The organism is Pseudomonas abietaniphila (assembly GCF_039697315.1).
In the GTDB taxonomy this organism is placed as follows: domain Bacteria; phylum Pseudomonadota; class Gammaproteobacteria; order Pseudomonadales; family Pseudomonadaceae; genus Aquipseudomonas; species Aquipseudomonas abietaniphila_B.
Map to the genome: position 1 here is coordinate 3,113,259 of NZ_CP155619.1, position 16,848 is coordinate 3,130,106.

Sequence of the window (16,848 nt, forward strand, 5' to 3'; positions counted from 1 at the left end):
GCTCGAATTTTCGAGTTGATTGGTGTGATGGACAACGAACGAGCGAGGTGTTGGCGTGAACATTAATGCAACCCTGATTGGCCAGTCCGTTGCGTTCTTCATTTTTGTGCTGTTCTGCATGAAGTTCGTGTGGCCTCCGGTCATCGCGGCTTTGCACGAACGTCAGAAGAAGATCGCGGATGGACTGGACGCTGCTACACGAGCAGCTCGCGACCTGGAGCTGGCCCAAGATAAAGCGGGTCAGCAACTGCGCGAAGCGAAAGCTCAGGCAGCTGAAATCATTGAGCAAGCCAAGAAACGCGGTACTCAGATTGTCGACGAAGCCCGTGAACAGGCTCGTGTCGATGCTGACCGCATCAAGGCTCAGGCTCAGGCCGAGATCGAGCAGGAACTGAACGGCGTCAAAGACGCGCTGCGCGCCCAACTGGGTAGCCTGGCGGTCAACGGCGCAGAGAAGATCCTGGGTGCCACAATCGATCAAAACGCGCACGCGGAGCTGGTTAACAAACTGGCTGCAGAAATTTAAGCGAGGGCGATCATGGCAGAACTGACCACGTTGGCCCGACCTTACGCTAAGGCAGCCTTCGAGCATGCACAGGCGCACCAGCAACTGGCCAATTGGTCAGCCATGCTCGGCCTGGCTGCTGCGGTGTCGCAAGATGACACCATGCAGCGCATGCTCAAGGCCCCGCGACTGACGAGCGCAGACAAGGCCGCCACTTTTGTTGAAGTGTGCGGCGACAAGTTCGATGCCAAGGCACAGAATTTCATCCACGTCGTTGCTGAAAACGACCGTCTCCAGCTTCTGCCGGAGATTTCCGAACTGTTCGAGCTTTACAAGGCCGAGCAGGAAAAATCGGTAGATGTGGATGTGACCAGTGCTTTTGCATTGAACCAAGAACAGCAAGACAAACTCGCCAAGGTTCTCAGTGCACGGCTCGGCCGGGAAGTGCGCCTGCACGCTGCGGAGGATGCTGCCCTGATAGGTGGTGTCATCATCCGCGCCGGCGACCTGGTTATCGATGGCTCAGTTCGCGGCAAACTCGCGCAACTAGCCGAAGCATTGAAATCTTGAGTTTGAAGGGGCAGCAGAGCAATGCAGCAACTCAATCCTTCCGAAATAAGTGAAATCATCAAGGGCCGCATCGACAAGCTCGATGTAGCCTCCCAAGCCCGTAACGAAGGCACTGTCGTCAGCGTGTCTGACGGTATCGTGCGGATTCACGGTCTCGCCGACGCTATGTACGGCGAAATGATCGAGTTCCCGGGCGGCGTCTACGGTATGGCACTCAACCTGGAGCAAGACTCCGTGGGTGCTGTCGTACTGGGCGCATACACCTCTCTTGCCGAAGGCATGAGCGCCAAGTGCACTGGCCGCATCCTGGAGGTTCCGGTTGGTAAGGAACTGCTGGGTCGCGTTGTCGATGCACTGGGTAACCCTGTGGACGGTAAAGGTCCTCTGAACAACACCGAGACCGACGCGGTCGAGAAAGTTGCTCCAGGCGTTATCTGGCGTAAGTCGGTAGACCAGCCTGTACAGACTGGCTACAAGGCTGTCGATGCCATGATTCCTGTCGGCCGTGGCCAGCGTGAGCTGATCATCGGTGACCGTCAGATCGGTAAAACCGCTCTGGCGATCGACGCGATCATCAACCAGAAAGACAGCGGCATCTTCTGCGTCTACGTAGCAATTGGTCAGAAACAATCGACCATCGCCAACGTTGTTCGCAAGCTGGAAGAAAACGGCGCTCTGGCCAACACCATCATCGTGGCCGCCAGTGCCTCCGAATCTCCTGCGCTGCAATTCCTGGCTCCTTATGCCGGTTGCACCATGGGCGAATACTTCCGCGACCGCGGTGAAGACGCGCTGATCGTTTATGACGATCTGTCCAAGCAAGCAGTGGCTTACCGCCAGATTTCCCTGCTGCTGCGTCGTCCACCAGGACGTGAAGCCTACCCAGGCGACGTGTTCTATCTCCACTCCCGTCTGCTGGAGCGCGCATCCCGCGTTTCGGAAGAGTACGTAGAGAAGTTCACCAACGGCGCAGTGACCGGCAAAACCGGTTCCCTGACCGCGCTGCCGATCATCGAAACCCAGGCTGGCGACGTTTCCGCGTTCGTTCCGACCAACGTGATTTCCATCACCGACGGTCAGATCTTCCTGGAATCGGCCATGTTCAACTCCGGCATTCGTCCGGCTGTGAACGCCGGTGTTTCGGTATCTCGTGTGGGCGGTGCCGCTCAGACCAAGATCATCAAGAAGCTGTCCGGTGGTATCCGTACCGCTCTGGCTCAGTACCGTGAACTGGCGGCATTCGCCCAGTTCGCATCTGACCTGGACGAAGCGACCCGTAAGCAACTTGAGCATGGTCAGCGCGTTACCGAGCTGATGAAGCAGAAGCAATACGCGCCAATGTCGATCGCTGACATGTCGCTGTCGCTGTATGCCGCTGAGCGTGGGTTCCTGACTGACGTCGAAATCGCCAAGGTCGGCAGCTTTGAACAAGCGCTGATTGCTTACTTCAACCGCGATCACGCCGATTTGATGGCGAAGATCAACGTGAAGGGTGACTTCAATGACGAAATCGATTCTGGCCTCAAAGCCGGTATCGAGAAGTTCAAGGCCACCCAAACCTGGTAAGCCGCAGCGGGAGCCGCGAGGCTCCCGCTTGCTAACCTGATAGGTGTTACATGGCAGGCGCAAAAGAGATTCGCAGCAAGATTGCGAGCATCAAAAGCACGCAAAAGATCACCAGCGCCATGGAAAAAGTGGCGGTCAGCAAAATGCGCAAGGCTCAAATGCGCATGGCTGCTAGCCGTCCTTACGCGGAGCGCATCCGCCAGGTGATTGGTCATCTTGCCAACGCTAACCCGGAATACCGCCACCCGTTCATGATCGATCGCGAAGTAAAGCGCGTCGGTTATATCGTGGTGAGCAGTGACCGTGGTCTGTGCGGTGGCTTGAATACCAACCTGTTCAAGGCTTTGGTCAAGGACATGGCGAAGAACCGTGAAAACGGCGTAGAGATCGATCTGTGCGTGGTCGGCAGCAAAGGTGCGGCGTTTTTCCGCAACTTCGGCGGTAACGTCGTCGCTGCGATCAGCCACTTGGGCGAAGAGCCATCGATCAACGATTTGATCGGCAGCGTCAAGGTGATGCTGGATGCCTACCTGGAGGGCCGTATTGATCGCCTGTCCGTGGTATCCAACAAGTTCATCAACACCATGACTCAGCAGCCAACGGTCGAACAGTTGATTCCGTTGGTCGCCACCCAGGATCAAGAACTCAAGCACCACTGGGATTACCTGTACGAACCCGACGCCAAAGAGCTGCTGGACGGCTTGATGGTCCGTTACGTGGAGTCGCAGGTCTACCAGGCGGTGGTCGAGAACAACGCAGCTGAACAAGCCGCGCGGATGATCGCGATGAAGAACGCCACTGACAACGCCGGTGACCTGATCAGCGATTTGCAGCTGATCTACAACAAGGCGCGTCAGGCAGCGATCACCCAAGAGATCTCGGAAATCGTCGGCGGCGCTGCCGCGGTTTAACGGTTCAAATATTCAGAGGATCCAGCTAATGAGTAGCGGACGTATCGTTCAAATCATCGGCGCCGTGATCGACGTGGAATTTCCACGCGACAGCGTACCGAGCATCTATAACGCGCTGAAAGTACAAGGCGCGGAAACTACCCTGGAAGTTCAGCAGCAGCTGGGCGACGGCGTAGTTCGTACCATTGCGATGGGTTCCACCGAAGGCTTGAAGCGCGGTCTGGACGTTATCGACAGCGGCGCAGCCATCTCCGTACCGGTCGGTAAAGCGACTCTGGGCCGGATCATGGACGTCCTGGGTAACCCGATCGACGAAGCTGGCCCGATCGACACCGAAGAGCGCTGGGGCATTCACCGTCCTGCACCTTCGTTCGCTGACCAGGCAGGCGGCAACGACCTGCTGGAAACCGGCATCAAGGTTATCGACCTGGTTTGCCCGTTCGCCAAGGGCGGTAAAGTCGGTCTGTTCGGTGGTGCCGGTGTCGGCAAGACCGTAAACATGATGGAACTGATCCGTAACATCGCTATCGAGCACAGCGGTTATTCCGTGTTCGCCGGTGTGGGTGAGCGTACTCGTGAGGGTAACGACTTCTACCACGAGATGAAGGATTCCAACGTTCTGGACAAAGTGGCACTGGTATACGGCCAGATGAACGAGCCGCCGGGAAACCGTCTGCGCGTTGCTCTGACCGGTCTGACCATGGCCGAGAAGTTCCGTGACGAAGGTAACGACGTTCTGCTGTTCGTCGACAACATCTACCGTTACACACTGGCCGGTACTGAAGTATCCGCACTGCTGGGCCGTATGCCTTCTGCAGTAGGTTACCAGCCGACCCTGGCTGAAGAGATGGGCGTGCTGCAAGAGCGCATCACTTCGACCAAAGAAGGTTCGATCACCTCGATCCAGGCGGTATACGTACCAGCGGACGACTTGACCGACCCGTCGCCAGCGACCACCTTCGCCCACTTGGACGCCACCGTCGTTCTGTCCCGTGACATCGCTTCCCTGGGTATCTACCCGGCGGTTGACCCACTGGACTCGACTTCGCGCCAGCTGGACCCGAACGTTATCGGCCAGGACCACTACGACACCGCTCGCGGCGTCCAGTACGTTCTGCAGCGTTACAAAGAGCTGAAAGACATCATCGCGATCCTGGGTATGGACGAGCTGTCGGAAACCGACAAGCAGTTGGTATCTCGCGCTCGTAAGATTCAGCGCTTCCTGTCGCAGCCGTTCTTCGTGGCTGAAGTCTTCACCGGTGCATCGGGTAAATACGTTTCCCTGAAAGACACCATTGCTGGCTTCAAAGGCATCCTCGCCGGTGAGTACGACCACCTGCCAGAACAAGCGTTCTACATGGTCGGCGGCATCGAAGAAGCGATCGAGAAAGCCAAGAAACTGTAATCCAGGCGCCCGGCAACGGGCGCTAATCAGGTTGAGGCAAGCAAATGGCTATGACAGTCCATTGCGATATCGTCAGCGCGGAAGGAGAGATTTTCTCCGGTCTGGTCGAGATGGTGATTGCACACGGTAACCTGGGTGATATCGGTATTGCTCCAGGTCACGCGCCGCTGATCACTGATCTGAAGCCGGGCCCGATCCGTCTGATCAAGCAGGGTGGAGAAGCCGAGGTGTTTTACATCTCCGGTGGTTTCCTTGAGGTTCAACCGAACATGGTCAAAGTGCTTGCCGATACCGTGCAACGCGCTGCCGACCTGGACGAAGCCTCTGCTCTGGAAGCCGTAAAGGCAGCCGAGCGCGCCCTGAACGAAAAAGGCGCAGATTTCGACTACGGGTCTGCTGCTGCACGTCTGGCGGAGGCCGCGGCTCAGCTGCGCACCGTTCAGCAAATTCGCAAGAAGTTCGGCGGCTAAGGCCGGCGCCTTTCATGCGCGATTGAGTAAAAGGGTAGCCTCGGCTACCCTTTTTCTTTTTTCGGCTCTTTCTCCTGAATCATCAGCCCGGCTCACGCTGCGGCTCGTTCGCCTGGAATCCCTCATGTCTCTCGATATCGTCATTCTTGCCGCGGGTCAGGGCACTCGCATGCGTTCCGCTCTTCCTAAAGTGCTGCATCCGGTGGCCGGTAACTCTATGTTGGGCCATGTTATCCACAGTGCTCGCCAGCTTTCGCCTGACAGCATCCAGGTGGTGATCGGGCATGGCGCCGATAAGGTTCGTGAACAGCTTGCCGCCGACGATTTGAGCTTTGTCTTGCAGGACAAACAGCTGGGAACCGGCCACGCAGTCGCCCAGGCCGTGCCGGCGTTAAGCGCTGACACCGTTCTGATTCTGTACGGCGATGTCCCGCTGATCGAAGTGGAGACATTGCAGCGTCTGCTGACGCTGGTGAACGATCAGCAGTTGGGATTGCTCACGGTGTCGCTGGAAGACCCGACAGGCTACGGTCGCATCGTGCGTGACGCGCAAAACAACGTCAGCGCCATCGTCGAGCACAAGGACGCCACTGACTCTCAGAAAGCCATTAAGGAAGGTAACACCGGGATTCTGGCTGTGCCGGGCAAGCGTCTGGCCGATTGGCTGGGGCGTCTGTCGAACAACAACGCCCAAGGCGAGTACTACCTGACTGACGTGATCGCAATGGCGGTGAACGACGGCCTGGTTGTCGCCACGGCCCAGCCACACGACCCAATGGAAGTGCAGGGTGCCAATGACCGTAAGCAGCTCGCCGAGCTGGAGCGTCACTATCAGCTGCGTGAGGCACGCCGCCTGATGGCGCTTGGCGTGACGTTGCGCGATCCGTCCCGCTTTGATGTGCGCGGTGATGTCACGGTGGGACGCGATGTCACCATCGATATCAACGTGATCCTTGAGGGGCGCGTAATCATCGAAGACGACGTGTCCATCGGCCCGAACTGTGTGATCAAGGACACCACGCTGCGCAAAGGCGCGATCATCAAGGCCAACAGTCACCTTGAAGGCGCCATCGTTGGTGAAGCGGCAGATGCAGGTCCTTTCGCCCGGCTACGTCCAGGAAGCGTCTTGGGCGCTCGGTCACATGTGGGTAACTTCGTTGAACTGAAGAACGCGGAGATGGGCGAGGGCGCCAAGGCCGGTCATCTGGCCTATCTGGGGGATGCAGTCATCGGCGCGCGCACCAACATCGGTGCAGGGACGATCACCTGCAATTATGACGGCGCCAACAAGCACAAGACCGTGCTGGGCGAAGACGTGTTCATCGGTTCGAACAACTCGCTGGTCGCGCCTGTGGATATCTCATCCGGGGCAACGACTGCAGCTGGTTCGACCATCACTCAAAACGTCGCAGCAGAGCAGCTGGCGGTTGCCCGCGCACGCCAACGTAACATCGATGGGTGGAAGCGCCCGGTCAAAACCAAGAAACACTGAAGTTATCCACAGTTGAATCAGGCCTGACTGCCAGCACACGTTCAGGCCTGATTCAGTCCCCCTGTGCCACGCTTTGAGTTATTCACTGTCGTCGGCCAATCCAGAAAAAACATCGATCCCCTTGACGAATATCTTTCGATAGGTTTTTATTCGCTTCGTTATCTTTCGAAACGAAACTTACGGGTCAGCATGTCAAAGCGTAATACCCCTCAACGTCGTCACAATATCCTTGCGTTGCTCAATGAACAGGGCGAGGTGAGCGTCGACGAGCTGGCTAAACGTTTCGAGACTTCCGAAGTTACGGTTCGTAAGGACTTGGCTGCACTCGAAAGCAACGGCTTGTTGCTGCGCCGATACGGCGGGGCGGTCCCCATGCCCCAAGAGTTAATCGGCGAACCGGGTCAGCCGGTGTCCCGATACAAGCAAGCCATTGCTCGCGCTGCGGTGAAGCGCATCCGAGAGCATGCCCGAATCATCATCGACAGCGGCAGCACGACCGCTGCCATGATTCCGGAGCTCGGTCAGCAGCCGGGTCTCGTTGTCATGACCAACTCCTTGCATGTTGCCAACGCTCTCGGGGAACTGGAGCACGAACCGGTGCTGTTGATGACTGGCGGCACCTGGGACCCGCATTCCGAGTCGTTCCAAGGCCAGGTCGCCGAACAAGTGCTGCGTTCGTATGACTTCGATCAGTTGTTCATTGGCGCCGATGGCATTGATCTTATGCGCGGCACCACGACTTTCAATGAACTGCTGGGACTCAGCCGAGTGATGGCCGAGGTTGCTCGTGAAGTGATCGTGATGGTCGAGGCCGACAAGGTCGGTCGCAAGATTCCCAATCTGGAACTGCCCTGGAGCAGTGTCCACACCCTTATTACCGACGATCGACTGCCTCAGGAGGCACGCGATCACATTCAGGCGCGCGGCGTTACGTTGATCTGCGCCGCTGTTTCCTAGGAGAAAAAAACATGTGTGGAATTGTCGGCGCTGTCGCTGAACGTAATGTCACCGCCATCCTGCTGGAAGGCCTCAAGCGTCTGGAATACCGCGGTTACGACAGCGCCGGTGTTGCGCTGTTCAGCAATGCTGGCGTGCTGGAGCGTCGTCGCCGCGTCGGCAAGGTCAATGAGCTCGAGCAATCGCTGGCGGGTGAACCGCTGGTTGGCCGTCTGGGTATTGCCCACACCCGTTGGGCCACGCACGGTGCGCCTTTGGAGCACAACGCGCACCCACACTTTTCCAGCGGCGAACTGGCCGTTGTCCACAACGGCATCATCGAAAACCATGAGCCGCTGCGCGATCGACTGAAAAGCCTCGGCTATCTGTTCACCTCCGATACCGACACCGAAGTCATCGTGCACTTGCTTCACCACAAGATGCAGGACACGCCTGATCTGACCGCAGCGCTCAAGGCAACCGTTAAAGAACTGCACGGTGCTTATGGCCTGGCGGTCATCAGCGCGAAACAACCTGATCGTCTGGTCGCTGCGCGCAGCGGAAGCCCGCTGGTGGTTGGCTTGGGTCTGGGTGAGAACTTCCTGGCCTCCGATCAATTGGCCCTGCGTCAGGTGACCGACCGCTTCATGTACCTGGAAGAGGGTGACATCGCCGAGATTCGCCGTGACAGCGTGCAGATCTGGACCGCTGCCGGTGTTTCGGTGGAGCGAGAAATCGTGCAGTACCGCGAAGGCGCCGAAGCCGCTGACAAAGGTGAGTTCCGCCACTTCATGCTCAAGGAAATTCACGAGCAGCCCAAAGTCGTGCAACGCACGCTGGAAAACCGTCTGGGTCAGGAGCAGGTGCTGGTTCAGGCGTTCGGCCCACAAGCGGCCGAGCTATTCGCCAAAGTGCGCAACGTACAGATCGTTGCCTGCGGCACCAGTTATCATGCCGGAATGGTTGCGCGTTACTGGCTTGAAAGTCTGGCTGGCATTCCCTGCCAGGTCGAAGTTGCCAGCGAATTCCGCTACCGCAAGGTCGTGGTCCAGCCGGACACGCTGTTCGTGTCGATTTCGCAGTCTGGCGAAACCGCCGATACCCTGGCCGCACTGCGCAACGCCAAAGAACTGGGCTTCCTCGCGAGCCTCGCGATCTGCAACGTCAGCATCAGCTCGCTGGTGCGTGAATCCGACCTGACCCTGTTGACGCAAGCCGGCCCTGAAATCGGTGTGGCCTCCACCAAGGCATTCACGACACAGCTGGTTGCGCTGATGCTGCTGACCCTGTCGCTGGGTCAGGTCAAAGGCACGCTGGCTGCTGGCGTTGAAGCTGAGCTGGTTGAAGAACTGCGTCGCCTGCCAACCCGTCTGGGCGAAGCGTTGGCGATGGACAGCACCGTTGAGAAAGTGGCCGAATTGTTCGCCGAGAAGAACCACACGCTGTTCCTCGGACGCGGCGCGCAATTCCCGGTCGCGATGGAAGGTGCCCTGAAGCTCAAGGAGATCTCCTACATCCACGCCGAAGCCTATCCCGCAGGCGAGCTCAAACACGGCCCGCTCGCGCTGGTCGACAGCGACATGCCCGTCGTGACCGTGGCGCCAAACAACGAATTGCTGGAAAAGCTGAAATCGAACCTGCAGGAAGTCCGCGCCCGTGGCGGCGAGTTGATCGTCTTCGCTGACGAACAAGCCGGCCTCAACAACGGCGAAGGCACCCACGTCATCTCGATGCCGCACATCATCGATGCCCTGGCGCCGATTCTGTACACCGTCCCGCTGCAACTGCTCTCGTACTACGTGGCCGTGCTTAAAGGTACGGACGTGGATCAGCCGCGCAACCTGGCGAAGTCGGTGACGGTGGAATAAGTTATCCACAGCGAGTTTCCGAGAATCAAAGCGGTCGCCGGTCAGCGATAAATTGATCGGCGACAGTCTTCACGTTCGGTCCCACCGCCCTGTCCCCACCTCAAGAAACGCCATCACCGGTTTCTCCCCGCAAATTTAAGCGCTATAACGGAACGCTTCAGAACGATTGACCGAAACTGGGCCCCGAGGGCGTTATGGCTAGCAGACCTTCTGTAGAACAACGACGCGAATTCGGTAAGTTTCTCTCCAGCCGACGCGCTCGCCTTGAGCCTAAGGATTTTGGCCTGCCCGAAGGACCCAGGCGAACGCCGGGATTGCGCCGCGAGGAAGTGGCGGTGTTGGCAGGGGTCAGCGTCAGTTGGTACACCTGGCTGGAGCAGGGCCGGGATATTCAGCCGTCTCCCGACGCGTTGCGACGCATCTCGAAAGTGCTCAAGCTTGATCGAGTAGAGTCCGCGCATCTGTTTGCGTTGTCCTCACTCGAAGCACCTCAGGCCGAGACCGGCGGCGGGGTCAGCGCAGGGCTGGAAATGCTCGTGCGGGCGATCAATCCCATTCCAGCTTACGTGCGTAACGCTCGACTCGACATCCTGGCGTGGAACGACGCCATCGCCGATCTGTTTGTCGACTACGGTTCGTTGCAGCCTCATGAGCGCAATACGCTGCGCCTGTTGTTCCTCTATATCCCTTATCGAACCGTGATCCTGGAGTGGGAGCAGATGGCGCGGGGAATGATCAGCGCGTTTCGCGCTTCACGTGCGCTGGCGCAGGACAAGGCGCCGTTCGACAGCCTCATCGATGAGCTGTCGGCGCTGAGCCCGGAGTTCCGCGAGTGGTGGCAGGATACGGAAGTCAAAGGCTTCGACGAAGGGCGAAAGCGTCTGCTGCACCCGGTCAGCGGTTACATCGATTTCACCTACGTAGCTCTGACGCCGGAGGGACGGCCGGATCTTTCGCTGGTCACTTACATCCCTCGACACACTGCCTATGACTCCCGGTCATAGGATAACAACACGCCTTCCTGGCCCTGTCGGGCTTACCTAGAGTGACGGTCATCGCAGCGCAAACCGCGCTGCTCCACCGCCAACGAGGTGATACCGATGAGCAACCCGAACGCAACTTCGACCCTCCCTGCCTTTGCCACGTCGCGTAACCCTGCGACCGGTGAACTGATCGCCACTTACCCGTTTCAGACACAGAGCGAAGTCGAGCAACTGCTGGACGTAAACGCCGCTGCCTTTCGCTTGTGGCGTGCCACACCGATGCGCGAACGTGTCACAGCCTACCGTCGGCTATCCGCTGTCCTGCGCGAGCGTTCGGACATCATCGCTGGGCTGATCACCGCTGAGATGGGTAAAACGCTCGCTTCTGCACGGGCTGAAGTTGAGAAGTGTGCGGCGACCATCGACTGGATTGCCGACAACGGCCCGGCGATCCTGGCCGATGAGCCTGTCAACGTAGACGGTGACGACGAGGTGCACGTTTCCTTCTTGCCGATCGGCACCGTGCTGGCGGTGATGCCCTGGAATTTCCCGCTGTGGCAAGTGATTCGCGCGTCGGGGCCGATCATGCTGTCGGGTAACGGCTTCATGCTCAAGCATGCGCCGAACGTCATGGGCTCGGCCTATGCCCTGCAGGACGCCTATGAGGCCGCAGGCTTTCCCAAAGGTCTGTTCGTCAACCTGATCGCTGATAACGACACCGTCGCTCGCACCATCGAAGATCCACGCATCGCAGGTGTGACGTTGACGGGCAGCATGCGCGCCGGTTCTGCCGTCGCGGCTACAGCGGGCAAGGCGCTCAAAAAGAGTCTTCTGGAACTGGGCGGCTCCGATGCCTTTATCGTGCTGGCCGACGCCAACATCGACCTGGCCGTGAAGGCTGCGGTTGAAGCGCGCTTTCAGAATGCTGGACAGGTCTGTCTGGCTGCCAAGCGTTTTATTGTCGAGCAGCCGATTGCCGAGGAATTCACCCGCAAGTTTGTCGAGGCGGTGAAGCAGCTGAAAGTTGGTAACCCGCTGGACAGCGCCAACAATGTCGGGCCAATGGCTCGCGGCGATTTGCGCGATGAGCTCGACGGTCAGGTACAGCGCACCCTTGCCGCTGGCGCAACCTTGCTGCTCGGCGGCAAGAAGATTGAAGGCCCAGGCAATTTCTACGAGCCAACGGTGCTGGCTAACGTCCAGCCTGGCATGGCCGCATTCGACGAAGAAACGTTCGGCCCCGTCGCAGCGATAACCGTCGCCAACAATGCCGAGCACGCCATCGTTCTGACCAACACCAGTGATTACGGTTTGGGTGGCAGCCTGTGGACCCAGGACATGGATCGCGCACAACGCATTGCGCGTCGGCTGGAAACGGGTGGTGTCTTCATCAATGGCTTCCCTGCAACCAACGCCCGTATTCCGGTGGGTGGCGTGAAAAAGAGCGGTTACGGTCGCGAGCTCTCGCATTTTGGCTTGCGGGAATTCACCAATGCGCAGGCCGTATGGGCCAAGAGCATTGACTGAACACCTCCGTAACGTGTCTGAATGGCAGAGAGAAAAATCATGAGTGATCGTTTCGCAAGCCCAATCCTGCAGCCCGTCAAACTGGGCGGACTGCAACTGAAGAACCGAATTGTGATGGCGCCGATGACCCGCAGCCGCGCGGACGATGCCGGTGTTCAACCTGACTACGTTGCTGAGTATTACGCCCAGCGGGCGAGTACCGGGCTGATTGTGACGGAAGCAACCAATATTTCCGCCCAGGCTCGGGGCTATACGCGAACCCCGGGGATCTGGACCGAAGCGCAGATCGCTGCATGGAAGCGCGTGACCGAGGCAGTGCATCGCCAGGACGGCAAGATCTTCCTGCAACTTTGGCACACCGGACGCATGTCGCACCCCGATATGCACAATGGCGATCTTCCCATTGCGCCATCGGCGATCAAGCCTCACGGACAGATCCGGGTGCACGAAGGCATGAAAGATTTCGTCACGCCACGGGCACTGGAAACCGCTGAAATCCCGCTGATCGTCGAGGATTATCGCCGTGCCGCTGAAAACGCCAAAGTGGCCGGCTTTGATGGTGTGGAGGTGCATTCGGCGAACAACTATCTGCTCGAGCAGTTCGTGCGTGACAGCACCAATGTTCGAACGGATCGGTATGGCGGCTCGCTGGAAAACCGTCTGCGCTTTCCTCTGGAGGTGGTCCAGGCAGTGATCGACGTGTGGGGTGCCGACCGTGTCGGTATCCGCATCTCTCCGGTGACCACCACGCCCGGCGAAACACCGCTGGACAGCAACACCATGGTCACCTTTGGTGCCTATGTTGCCGCGCTGTCAGACCTTGGGCTTCTGTACATCCATGAAATAGAGGGCGTTACTCAACTGAGCCGCGAAGAGGTCAATGGCGTCAACTTTGCCGAACTGCGGCAGCGTTTCAGCGGTGCCTATATTGCTAACAACCAGTACACGCTGGATCTGGCCGAGCAAACGCTGGCGGCGGGCGACGCTGATTTGTTCAGTATTGGTCGTCCTTTCATCGCCAACCCTGACCTGATCTACCGCCTGGCCAGCGGAGCGCCGCTGGCGGAAGCGCCAAAAGTCTATTGGTACGGCGGCGACGCCACGGGTTATTCAGACTGGCCGGCAATGGGCTGACGTCGCATCCCCTCGTTAATCCGCGCTCCATCCCAAGCCGTCGCCCATGCGACGGCTATTTCATGCGCCTGCAAACCCTTCGCCCGTCGCTCATCGACTCTGAAGAAAAAAACCTCCATGCTGGTGATCTGCGGCAACCTGCTGCCCCAGCCACTATTCGAACAGAGACGTCTTTCACGCCTGTTGATAACTCCGATCCGATCAAGCGGCATGCATGGCAGTCACGCGTTTGCCTTCCGATTTGCCCGCCTGCTGCACCGCCCAGTTCATGAATTCCACAATCGCCCATTCCTCGCGCCGTTCCTTGGCGCAGTACACGAAGTAGTCGAATTTCAGCTCTGACGTCGCGTTGGTGACTTGCACCAAGCGTTTGGATTGCAGGGCTTCGGAAGCGAAGACGCTGTTGACCAGCGCGATGCCCTGACCGGCGCACGCGGCACTTATCAACAGGGACTCGTCGCCGTAGCTCGAGCCTTGAATCATTTTGCGATTGCCCATGCCGAAGGCATTCATCCACACCTTCCAATAATTGCGCTCAGTGTCCTGCAGCAGTGGATAAGTCAGGCAATCCTGAGGGCTTTCGATCGTCCGTTGCTGGGTGAGCAAGTTCGGGCTGCAGACGGGGATCAGGTAAGAGGACCACAAGCGGGTGGCGTGATTATCCGGACTGCTGGCCATTTCCCGCTGAATGGAGATATCCACATGCCCGTGCTTGAGGTCCGAAAGGCCGTTGCAGATCTGGATCGAGATTTCGATGGTGGGGCAGCGCTCTTTGAAGTCACTCAGCGCGGGGATCAGCCAGGAGCTTGCGATGGTAGACGTTGTGCCAATGGCCAGCCGGGTTTGCCGAGGTTGTTTAAGCGCTGCACCCGACCAGGCTTTTTCGATGACGTCGAAGGTGTCGGACAGTTCGTCGAACAGGCTGCGGCCGCTGGCCGTGAGCTGAATGCCCTTGGCGTCGCGCTCGAACAGGCGCTTGCCGATCTGGTCTTCCAGGCCCTTGATCTGCTGGCTGATGGCGGCCGGGGAAACACACAGATGGTCTGCTGCACGTTTCATACTGCCGACCTTGCACACCTCGACGAAGGTGCGAAGGGCAATCAACGGGATCGCTCTGCTCATTGCGCATACTCCGCCCACATGTCACTGCCAGTCAGCCAAAGGGTCAATGCGTCTGATCGTGTAGCCATCTCGGTACGTCCTAAAACGGTTCTTGTCCCATGGCCGAGAAGAAAAAGCGGGCACGGCCGGGCCCCGTCTGGTTAGCGCCACCAGACAACTGCGTTTTGGGTTCATCTGTGGATAAGTGAAATCAGGTGGCGGCAGGCGAGTCCTGCGTTGATTGCACCGGCTTGGGCTTGCTCTTGCTGAGCACGAACCACACGGCCAGACAGATCAGGCCGCCGCCGTAGAGGTGGCCGGCGGACAGGTGTTCATCAAGGAACATCACGCCCCACAGCACGCCGAACGGTGGAATCAGGAAGGTCACGGTGAGGGAGCGGACCGGGCCGATGTCGGCGATCAAGCGGAAGTAAAGGATGTAGGCACACGCGGTGCAGATGAAACCAACGGCCGCCAGCGATAGCCAGACGGTGGAGTCACCCCAACTGGCGGGCGGATTAACGGTGGTCGAAATCGCGAAGAACGGCGCTAGGAACAGAGTGGCACCGACCTGACTGCCGAATGCGACCAGTTTGGCATCCAGGCCGCCTTTGTCGGCGATCCATTGACGTGTCAGGAAACCTGCTGCGCCATAGCAACTGGTGGCGACGAGGCAAGCCAGCGCGCCCATCACCACGGTGGTGGTAAAGGTCATCGGACCGGTCGTGGTCAGCAACGTGATCCCCAACAGGCCAATGAAAACACCCGCTGCTTTCTTGGGCGTCAGAGTGTCGTTGAAGAACATCGAGCCAATCAACACGCCCATCAGTGGCGTTGTGGCGTTGAGAATGGCGGAGTAACCCGCTGGCAACAACATGGCCGCCATGCTGTACATCAGGAACGGAATACCGGAATTGATAACGCCCAGTACCATCGTGGCTTTGAGTTTGCCCTGAAAGTCATGCTGCGTCTTGAGGATGGCGAGGATCACCAGTAAGCCGATCGCGCCGAGCAGCACACGAAAGAATGCCGTGGGTAATGCGCCCAGTACGGGAGCCGCTACACGCATGAACAGAAAGCTTGCTCCCCAGATCGCGGCGAGGAGCAGTAGCCGAACATAATCCGATGGCCTCATGAGACGTTCTTCCTGAATCTACTGCATTCAACAAAACGACCCGGAAGGTGTAGATTGACGCTCGCCGAGTCAGGGTGTGATGATTTGAGCAGTGTCTGAAGGCGTGCTCAAGCGAGCTTTTCTTAAGCACATTAGATTTTCTTAACTGAGGACCGGCATGAAATTCCCGCCCCTGCACGCGTTGTTGTGTTTTGAAGCGACGGGGCGTCACGCCAGCATGAAAAGCGCGGCGGGCGAGCTTTTCGTCACTCCAGCAGCCATCAGCCAACAGATTGCCAAGCTTGAAAAGGCGGTCGGCGTCACGTTGTTCATCCGTAACACCAAGCGCCTGGAGCTGACCCCGGAAGGCAAGATTTACCTGCGCGCCATTCGCCCGGCACTCGGACAGATATCCGACGCGACCCAGCGTCTGATGAGCGATAACGGCCCCAATACCATCACGGTCAGCTGCACCAGCGGCTTTGCGATGCAGTGGCTGCTGCCGCGCTTGCCTGATTTCCAGGCCATCTGTCCCGGTATCGAAGTGCTGATCAGCACCACCAACCGGCTGGTTGACCTACTCGGTGACGGCGTGGACTTTGCCGTGCGTCACGGCCTGGGTCGGTACCCAGGGCTTGAGGTTGAGATGCTGATCAATGACCGTCTACAGCCGGTGTGCAGCCCAAGTCTGTTGCCGGATTCGCGTTTTCTGTCGTCCCCCATCGATCTCAAGAACTACAACCTGCTCCACGATGAGCACCGCGAAGACTGGGCCTTGTGGCTCAGGGCGGTGGGGATCGAGGATGCCGAAGCCGCGGTGCACAAAGGGTCGGTTTTTGTGGATTCCAACGGCGTGATCGAAGCGGCCCTGGCGGGCATGGGGATTGCGCTGGTGCGTCGCTCGTTGATCCGCGAGGAACTGGCCTCAGGCCGTCTGGTGGTTCCCTTTCGCGCGACCATCGACACGCCGATCGCGTACTACCTGGTGTATGACGAGACCGCCATCCTGCCTAAGTCCAGCCGGCAATTCAGGGACTGGCTGGTCTCACAGGCCGTCGCCAGCCAGCGCGAATTCACGACGCGCTGATTACCTGCCTCTCAGAGCGCACCACGCTTACGGGCATCATGCTGTCTGCTTTTTTATTCGTTTTTTTGGGGCAGTTAAGCCCTGCTTCAGTGTCGATCGATGGATCAAGACCCACCCAAAACACACCTAATCCATTGATAAGTCAGATGATTAAGCAATGTTGAGTTAAGTCAAACTTA

At 58.4% G+C, this 16,848-nt stretch carries 15 protein-coding genes; 13 read left to right on the forward strand and 2 right to left on the reverse strand.

Features of this window, described 5'->3' with window-relative positions:
- The first annotated feature begins 55 nt into the window (after positions 1–55).
- The 12 genes from ABDX87_RS13860 (at position 56) to ABDX87_RS13915 (ending at position 13,367) form a co-directional block, all read left to right on the forward strand.
- A complete protein-coding gene (locus tag ABDX87_RS13860) occupies positions 56–526 on the forward strand; it encodes a F0F1 ATP synthase subunit B (protein ID WP_062386210.1) in 471 nt (156 codons plus the stop codon).
- Between the two features lie 12 nt (positions 527–538).
- On the forward strand, positions 539–1,075 hold the full coding sequence (locus ABDX87_RS13865; RefSeq protein WP_346833334.1) for a F0F1 ATP synthase subunit delta: 537 nt from the start codon (positions 539–541) through the stop codon (positions 1,073–1,075).
- A gap of 21 nt (positions 1,076–1,096) precedes the next feature.
- Positions 1,097–2,641: a F0F1 ATP synthase subunit alpha gene (gene atpA, locus ABDX87_RS13870; protein ID WP_074757406.1), complete on the forward strand. Its 1,545-nt coding sequence runs from the start codon at positions 1,097–1,099 to the stop codon at positions 2,639–2,641.
- Positions 2,642–2,691: 50 nt separating this feature from the next.
- On the forward strand, positions 2,692–3,552 hold the full coding sequence (atpG, locus tag ABDX87_RS13875) for a F0F1 ATP synthase subunit gamma (RefSeq protein WP_110951681.1): 861 nt from the start codon (positions 2,692–2,694) through the stop codon (positions 3,550–3,552).
- A 28-nt stretch (positions 3,553–3,580) separates the two neighbouring features.
- On the forward strand, positions 3,581–4,957 hold the full coding sequence (gene atpD, locus ABDX87_RS13880; protein ID WP_062386203.1) for a F0F1 ATP synthase subunit beta: 1,377 nt from the start codon (positions 3,581–3,583) through the stop codon (positions 4,955–4,957).
- A gap of 44 nt (positions 4,958–5,001) precedes the next feature.
- Entirely contained in the window at positions 5,002–5,427 is a 426-nt protein-coding gene (locus tag ABDX87_RS13885) for a F0F1 ATP synthase subunit epsilon (RefSeq protein WP_081564627.1), read from the forward strand.
- Positions 5,428–5,551: 124 nt separating this feature from the next.
- Positions 5,552–6,919, forward strand: coding sequence for a bifunctional UDP-N-acetylglucosamine diphosphorylase/glucosamine-1-phosphate N-acetyltransferase GlmU (gene glmU / locus ABDX87_RS13890; RefSeq protein WP_346833335.1), 1,368 nt, complete (start codon positions 5,552–5,554; stop codon positions 6,917–6,919).
- 189 nt (positions 6,920–7,108) lie between these two features.
- Complete coding sequence (locus tag ABDX87_RS13895; protein ID WP_346833336.1) at positions 7,109–7,876, forward strand: DeoR/GlpR family DNA-binding transcription regulator; 768 nt, start codon at positions 7,109–7,111, stop codon at positions 7,874–7,876.
- A gap of 11 nt (positions 7,877–7,887) precedes the next feature.
- On the forward strand, positions 7,888–9,723 hold the full coding sequence (gene glmS / locus ABDX87_RS13900; RefSeq protein WP_346833337.1) for a glutamine--fructose-6-phosphate transaminase (isomerizing): 1,836 nt from the start codon (positions 7,888–7,890) through the stop codon (positions 9,721–9,723).
- Positions 9,724–9,917: 194 nt separating this feature from the next.
- Entirely contained in the window at positions 9,918–10,727 is an 810-nt protein-coding gene (locus tag ABDX87_RS13905; RefSeq protein ID WP_346833338.1) for a helix-turn-helix transcriptional regulator, read from the forward strand.
- 96 nt (positions 10,728–10,823) lie between these two features.
- The gene (locus ABDX87_RS13910) at positions 10,824–12,233 is read left to right on the forward strand and encodes an NAD-dependent succinate-semialdehyde dehydrogenase (protein WP_346833339.1); all 1,410 of its coding nucleotides are present in this window, start codon (positions 10,824–10,826) and stop codon (positions 12,231–12,233) included.
- A gap of 39 nt (positions 12,234–12,272) precedes the next feature.
- Entirely contained in the window at positions 12,273–13,367 is a 1,095-nt protein-coding gene (locus ABDX87_RS13915) for an alkene reductase (protein WP_346833340.1), read from the forward strand.
- Between the two features lie 201 nt (positions 13,368–13,568).
- Here ABDX87_RS13915 and ABDX87_RS13920 read toward each other — a convergent pair whose 3' ends face one another.
- Both ABDX87_RS13920 and ABDX87_RS13925 read right to left on the reverse strand, forming a co-directional pair.
- Entirely contained in the window at positions 13,569–14,489 is a 921-nt protein-coding gene (locus ABDX87_RS13920) for a LysR substrate-binding domain-containing protein (protein ID WP_346833341.1), read from the reverse strand.
- 190 nt (positions 14,490–14,679) lie between these two features.
- Positions 14,680–15,603 carry a DMT family transporter gene (locus ABDX87_RS13925; RefSeq protein ID WP_346833342.1) on the reverse strand — a complete coding sequence of 308 codons (924 nt, stop codon included), beginning with the start codon at positions 15,601–15,603 and terminating at the stop codon, positions 14,680–14,682.
- A 157-nt stretch (positions 15,604–15,760) separates the two neighbouring features.
- Between ABDX87_RS13925 and gcvA the strand changes: the two genes are divergently transcribed.
- A complete protein-coding gene (gene gcvA / locus ABDX87_RS13930) occupies positions 15,761–16,669 on the forward strand; it encodes a transcriptional regulator GcvA (protein WP_346833343.1) in 909 nt (302 codons plus the stop codon).
- Positions 16,670–16,848 lie beyond the last annotated feature (179 nt).